6 protein-coding genes are annotated in these 6,221 nt (G+C 53.2%); 3 read left to right on the top strand and 3 right to left on the bottom strand.

Annotation, left to right across the window (positions count from 1 at the left end):
• Positions 1–127 precede the first annotated feature (127 nt).
• Genes ACXJJC_RS00430 through tatC form a run of 3 tightly spaced genes read right to left on the bottom strand, consistent with a single transcriptional unit; the run spans position 128 to position 3,575 of the window.
• A complete protein-coding gene (locus ACXJJC_RS00430; RefSeq protein ID WP_456368495.1) occupies positions 128–1,561 on the bottom strand; it encodes a TrkH family potassium uptake protein in 1,434 nt (477 codons plus the stop codon).
• On the bottom strand, positions 1,558–2,859 hold the full coding sequence (gene trkA / locus ACXJJC_RS00425; RefSeq protein ID WP_456368493.1) for a Trk system potassium transporter TrkA: 1,302 nt from the start codon (positions 2,857–2,859) through the stop codon (positions 1,558–1,560). The genes ACXJJC_RS00430 and trkA overlap by 4 nt, the downstream gene beginning before the upstream one ends.
• Entirely contained in the window at positions 2,856–3,575 is a 720-nt protein-coding gene (tatC, locus tag ACXJJC_RS00420) for a twin-arginine translocase subunit TatC (protein ID WP_456368491.1), read from the bottom strand. Before tatC ends, trkA begins: the two co-directional genes overlap by 4 nt.
• An 84-nt stretch (positions 3,576–3,659) precedes the next feature.
• Here tatC and ACXJJC_RS00415 point away from each other — a divergent pair, with 84 nt between their 5' ends.
• The 3 genes from ACXJJC_RS00415 to ACXJJC_RS00405 are packed head-to-tail and all read left to right on the top strand — an operon-like array spanning position 3,660 to position 6,200.
• A complete protein-coding gene (locus tag ACXJJC_RS00415; protein ID WP_456368489.1) occupies positions 3,660–4,790 on the top strand; it encodes an aconitase X catalytic domain-containing protein in 1,131 nt (376 codons plus the stop codon).
• On the top strand, positions 4,787–5,197 hold the full coding sequence (locus tag ACXJJC_RS00410) for an aconitase X swivel domain-containing protein (RefSeq protein ID WP_456368487.1): 411 nt from the start codon (positions 4,787–4,789) through the stop codon (positions 5,195–5,197). The genes ACXJJC_RS00415 and ACXJJC_RS00410 overlap by 4 nt, the downstream gene beginning before the upstream one ends.
• Positions 5,181–6,200: a site-2 protease family protein gene (locus ACXJJC_RS00405; protein ID WP_456368485.1), complete on the top strand. Its 1,020-nt coding sequence runs from the start codon at positions 5,181–5,183 to the stop codon at positions 6,198–6,200. Before ACXJJC_RS00410 ends, ACXJJC_RS00405 begins: the two co-directional genes overlap by 17 nt.
• The last annotated feature ends 21 nt before the right edge of the window (positions 6,201–6,221 follow it).

Below are 6,221 nucleotides of genomic sequence, written 5' to 3'. Positions count from 1 at the left end.
CGCTGAGGATCCGGAGCTCAGCGTGGAAAGCAAGCTCACGATAGTAACTGAAACAAAAATTCCTGGAAGGCTCGTGGACGAGTTTCTGAATGTTCCGGGAGTTGAGAAGATAGTTATCAGCTGAACCTCACCACCTCTCTCTCCAGAACGACGGTATGAAGAGGGAGAGCACGGTGAACAGCTCGAGCCTCCCCATCCACATGTTGAATACCAGCACGAGCTTTGCAAATGCGGAAAGGCTCGAGTAGCTCTCAGAAGCCCCCACAGCTCCGAGCCCGGGACCAACGTTGTTTATCGTGGCTGAAACCGCAGAGATCGATGAGATCATGTCCAGGCCTGTAAGGGACACGAGGAAGGTCGAGAATACGAAGATGAGGATGTAGAGTGTGAAAAAGGCGGTTATGTTGTACAGGGTCTCCTTGTCGACGACCTCGTCGTTGAGCCTCACGATCCTCGCGGTTCTCGGCTCTGCGCTCTTCAGTATCTGGGAGAGTGAGTACGCGGTGAGCAGGTAGATCCTCACGACCTTGATTCCTCCTCCTGTGGAGCCCGTCGATCCTCCTATGAACATGAGCATCAGAATCAGAAGCTTCGCTGAGTCGCTCCACGTGTCGAAGTCGTAGGTCGTGAATCCGGTTGTGGTCATTATGCTGGCCACCTGGAAGAAGGAGTACCTGACGGAGTCGAACACCTCAAACCTCTCGAGGTTTATTGCGGTCATCACGATGCCCGCCAGCAATACTATGGATATGTAGAATCTGAACTCCGTGTCCATGAGAAATCTGGTCTGACCCTTCAGGAGGAGGTAGATCAGCACGAAGTTCATCCCACCGAGTATCATGAACACGAAAATCACGAGCTCTATTGAAGGACTGTTGAAGTAGGCTATGCTCTCCGTTTGAGTGGAAAAACCGCCGGTTGAGAGGGTTGTGAAGGTGTGGTTCACGGCATCGTAAAGGCTCATCCCGAGGGCGTAGAGGAGAGCGATCTCGATAACTGTCAGCAGCATGTAGGTGGCGTACAGTCTCAGGGCGGTGTCCTTGAGTCTGGGCTTTATCTTTTCCACCTTGAGCCCCGGGACCTCAGCCTGAAGGAGGGTCTCGCTTTTCTTGGCGAGGGTGGGGAAAATTGCGACGAAGAGAACGACGATTCCCATCCCACCAAGCCACTGGGTGAGACTTCTCCAAAGCAGGAGCGACCTGGGCATGTCTTCTATCCTGTCGATTACTGTGGCACCTGTCGTGGTAAATCCCGACATTGCCTCAAAAAGGGCGTCAACGGGGGAGAGATGGTAGTACATGTACGGAACACTTCCGGCGAGAGCGATCAGGAGCCACCCTATGCCGACGATGGCGTAGCCCTCCTTGTACTTGGCTATCTCGCTTTCGGGCTTGGAAAAGACATATGTCAGGCTGCCGAGAATGAAACACACCGCCATTGGAATTGCGAATGGGCGCGGATCCTCATGGTAGTACATCGCTACGCCAATGGGGATTGCAAAAACCAGCGAAAAGTAGAGGACGATCTGCGACAGGTAGTTCACTACCAGCCTCGTGTTCATGCTCTCAGCCTTTTCTCCACCTCGTCAACGTTTTCCCATGTCGTCAGAACGTACAGCAGGTCCCCCGTGTGTATCTCCGTGTCCCCTTTGACGACCTCTATCACGCCGTCCCTCTTCACTGCCGCTATTATGGTGTTTTCGGGGAGCTTTATCTCTGCAACTCTCTTACCATCGATCCCGCTCTCGATCTCTATCACCACCACGCCCTCCTTTATCTCTCCCACTGCCCTGATTTTCATCATTCTGAGGATTTTCATGACCTCGAGGTAGGTGGATTTTCTCGGAGACAGCGCAGCATCGACTCCCACCTTCTCGAAAAGCGGTGCGTACTCCTTCTTGTCCACCCTGACGAATGCCTTCTTGGCCCCCAGACTTTTTCCGAGAAGCGCCACGAGGAGGTTCTTCTCGTCACTGTCGGTGGTGGCTATTATCACGTCAGCCTTTCCGACCTCCTCCTCCATCATGAGGTTCATGTCCGTTCCGTCTCCGATTATCACCTTCGTCCTCCTGAGGACCTTCAGAGCCTCCTCAGCCGTCTTTTCGTCCCTCTCTATGAGCTTTATGTGGAGGTTAGCCTTTTCGAGAAGCTTTGCCGTGTAAATGCCGACGGTACCTGCACCCACTATGACCACGTTCCTGACGACCTGCTCCCCTATCAGGCTCCTTATCGCCTGAATTTCGTCAGTCTTCCCAAAAACGGCAAGCTTGTCTCCCGGTTCTATGATCGTGTCCCCTTTCGGGACGATTATCCTGTCTCCTCTGTGTATTGCCGCGATTATTATGTTCTTGGGGAACCCTATGTCGGCAATCCTCTTCCCGGCAACGGGGGAAGTTTCCCTGACCACCATCTCCACGAGCATTATGTCCTCGAGTTCCGCGAACTCGATGGAACCGGGGATTGTTACGAGTCTCGCAAAGTCTGAGGCGAGAACGAGCTCCGGGCAGACTAGGACATCGTAGCCTATTGGGTGGTCCCTTATCACGGGTCTGTCCGCATACTCGGGGTTCCCGACCCTGACTATTACTGTCTCAACCCCCATTTTTTTTGCTGCAAGCGCCGAGAGGAGGTTCACCTCGTCATTTCCGGTGACGGCGATGAACATGTTTGCCCTTTCTATACCCGCCTTTCTCAGCGTCTGGACGTTTGCAGCGTTACCCCTGATGACCTCCACGTTGAGCTTGTCCATCTCCCCGGCCTTCCCCTCGTCCAGCTCTATCACCGTGACGTCGTGCCTCTCCGCGAGTTCCTTTGCTATGCTGTAGCCAACCTCTCCCGAGCCGGCGACTATGATTCTCATTGCGCTCCACCCTCAAACAACCTTGCAATTAAAATACTTATCTCGTACATAATGACAACCGCCATGAGAACGACCATCTGTGTTACGCCGGTAATGTCGAATGATATGTTGGTTGCGAGGATGAAAACGGTGATGTAAATTATAAGCCTCTTGTCTCTGAGCCATTTTGACGAGACGAGCCCGAGTCTGGCCGCAATCGCGGCAACCACTGGAATCTGGAATGCAAGTCCGACGGAAAGGGCGAGCTTGACCGAGTTCTGAAGTGACTTTCTTACGGACAGGTATGGCTCAGCGCCAAAGTACTCGACCACCGTGGCGCTGTAGAGCCTGGGCAGGATTATGTAGTAGGAGAACAGCACTCCAACGACGAAGACGATGTAGGAGAACGGCAGAAAGATTTTGAGGAACCTCCTCTCGTGCGGATACAGTCCGGGCTTCATGAACAGGTAAATCTGGTATATTATCCACGGGTACGTAACGAAAAACGATAGAAATGCCGATACGAGGATCTTCGTTATCATGTACTCCGGGGGAGAGTAAACGACCATCTCCTTTCCGGGAAAGAGCTCGCTCCAGACGTAAGAGATTACCTCGTCAGACTTCAGAAAAATGACTCCGAGGAAAACGAAGAAGGGTGCGAACCCCTTGACGACCCTATCTCTCAGCTCTGCGAGGTGTTCTCTGAGTTCCATGTCTCTGTCTTCCGGGGGCTGCACACACCGGATTTGAGCAGAGGGTAATAAAACTGTTCCGAAAGTCTGAAGGAAAATGATTTATCCTCTCGGGTTCGATTATGTTCGATGGAGCTTACGGGGGAAGAGGAAAGACTCCTCGAAAGCGACAACGAGACCGTGAGGAAGTGCATGGAAATCCTGGTGGCACTTGGCGAGATTTACGGTGCTGAGAGGCTTGTTGAAATAAAGTCAGCTCAGATATCCGGGATTTCGTATGACAACATCGGTGATGCGGGTCTCGAATGGCTCGAGAGCCTCGACGCAAGGGTCGTCGTCAGGGCGTACTCCAACCCTGCCGGGCTTGACACCGTCAGGTGGAGGGAGATGGGCATCGATGAGGAGTTCTACGAGAGGCAGAGCAGAATTCTAAAAGCACTTAAAAGGATTGGCGTCGAGATTACGCTCACCTGCACGCCTTACTACCTCGACGCTCCGGAGTTTGGGGATCATCTCGCATGGGCCGAGAGCTCGGCCGTTGTTTACGCCAACTCTGTTATTGGTGCCAGGACAAACAGGGAAAGTGGAATTTCTGCCCTCGCATCCGCGATAGTTGGTAAGACTCCCATGTACGGGCTTCACCTCAGGGAAAACAGGGCACCGCAGATCAGGGTCGTGGTAGAGGAGGGAGTCAATCCAGCTGTGGCGGGATACCACGCTGGTAAACTCGTTGGGAGCGAGATACCACTCGTCGAGTTTCCAAGAAAGCTCAGCAGAGACGAGCTCAAGTGGTTCGGTGCAAGTCTGGCGGCGAGCGGTGGAGCAGGGATGTTCCACGCCGAGGGGATGACTCCAGAGTGGAGGGATTTCGACAAACCTGATGAGAGGGTCTTCATCGAGAAGAGGGACATCGAGGTGAAATGCGAACCACACTTAATCGCCGTTGGCTGTCCCCACACCTCCGCGGATGAGCTCAGGCAGATATACGAGCTGCTCCAGAAGCACGGCAAGGTGAAAAGGGAGATGTGGATCTTCAGCTCGAGAAAGGTGATTGAGGAAAACAGAGAGCTTGTGGACGGAATAGAGAGGTTCGGGGCAAAGGTCTTTGCGGACACCTGCATGGTCGTCTCTCCTGCAGCATCGAGATTCGACTGCGTTATGGTGAACAGTGGAAAGGCTCTGGAGTATCTTCCAAAAATGCGTGGGGTTGAGGCAGTTTTTGGTGATCTGCATGAGTGCGTGAGGTGGGCCACGAGATGAGGATCAGGGCGAGGACGATTTCGAGAGGATACGGAGAGGGGGAGGCGGTTGTGTCGAAAAAACCCGTATCTTTCCTCGGGGACATAGATCCGGAGACAGGGGTTGTGAGGGACAGGGAAAGCGAGCTTTACGGCATGAGTGTTGCGGGCAGGATATTCGTGTTTCCCGAGGGGAGGGGTTCGACTGTTGGAACGTACATCCTCCTGAGAATGAAAAGGAGCGGGTGTGCCCCCGCTGGAATAATAATGGCCGAGAGCGAGGCCATAGTGGCCGTGGGTGCGATAATCGCGGGCATACCTCTCGTCGACTTGCCCGAGGTAAACGTCTTGGATGTGATAGAGAATGGGGACCACGTGAGAATCTTCGCAGAAAGGGAGGGGTGGATTGAGGTTGATAAACGTAGATGAGGTGAGACTTTCGAGGTTCTTTCACATCTACTACAGGGAGGTCGGGGATGATTTTGCGAGGTACTACATCATTCCCCTCGTCAATCTGAATGATCAGAGCCTTCAGCAATTTCTTCAGGAGCTCTCCATGGATCACGACGTCAGAATCCACAGCAGGTATGGAGAGCTCGTTCTCGAGGTTAGACGCAGGAAGGAGAGCTACTGGCTGAACGTCCTGCTGTTCGTGCTCACCTTTCTGAGCGTGACGTTCACGGGGGGTATGTTTTACGGCTCGTTCGACATTTTTCTCGGACTTCAATTTGCAGTTGCCGTGATGTTCGTCCTCGGAAGCCACGAGATGGGCCACTTTCTCGCATCGAGGAGGTGGGGCATGAAAGCATCTCTGCCCTACTTCATTCCCTTTCCGACCATCATAGGCACTCTCGGTGCGATCATAAAGCAGAGAGGAGTTATAAAGAACAGGAAAGCCCTGCTTGAAATAGGCGTATCGGGTCCGCTTGCCGGCGTGCTCGCCTCCATACTCGTGACGTATCTCGGTCTGAGGATGGACGTGCCGCTGACAGGACAGCAGGTCGACGGGGCAATTCTTCTGGGAGAGCCGGCTCTGTTCAAACTGGTTGCGAAGATAGCCGGATTCGACGGTCAGTTCATTCACCCGGTCGCTTTTGCCGGCTGGGTTGGAATGTTCATAACGTCTCTGAACCTAATACCTGTCGGTCAGCTTGATGGAGGCCACGTGATGCGGGCTCTGATCGGTGAAAAAGCGAACAATGTTTCGAGAGTTTTTCCGTTCATACTTCTTGCAGTCGGGTTCGTTTTCAGGGAATCTGGGGTGTGGTTTTTCTGGGGGCTGTTGACGTTCTTCTTTTCCATGCAGAGGCATCCAAAGCCGGCAGACGACTCTCCCCTTCCGCCAGGATACGTGCTTCTCGGGTTGCTGACATTCGCTGTCGGCGTTCTTTGCTTCACCCCCGTACCCTTCACGATTGCGGAAAGTTTATAATGTCACAATTAAATATGGTGA

This window comes from Geoglobus sp. (assembly GCF_054018175.1).
The sequence above is the reverse complement of the archived record's forward strand: the minus strand, read 5'-3'. Positions and strand labels throughout refer to the sequence as shown.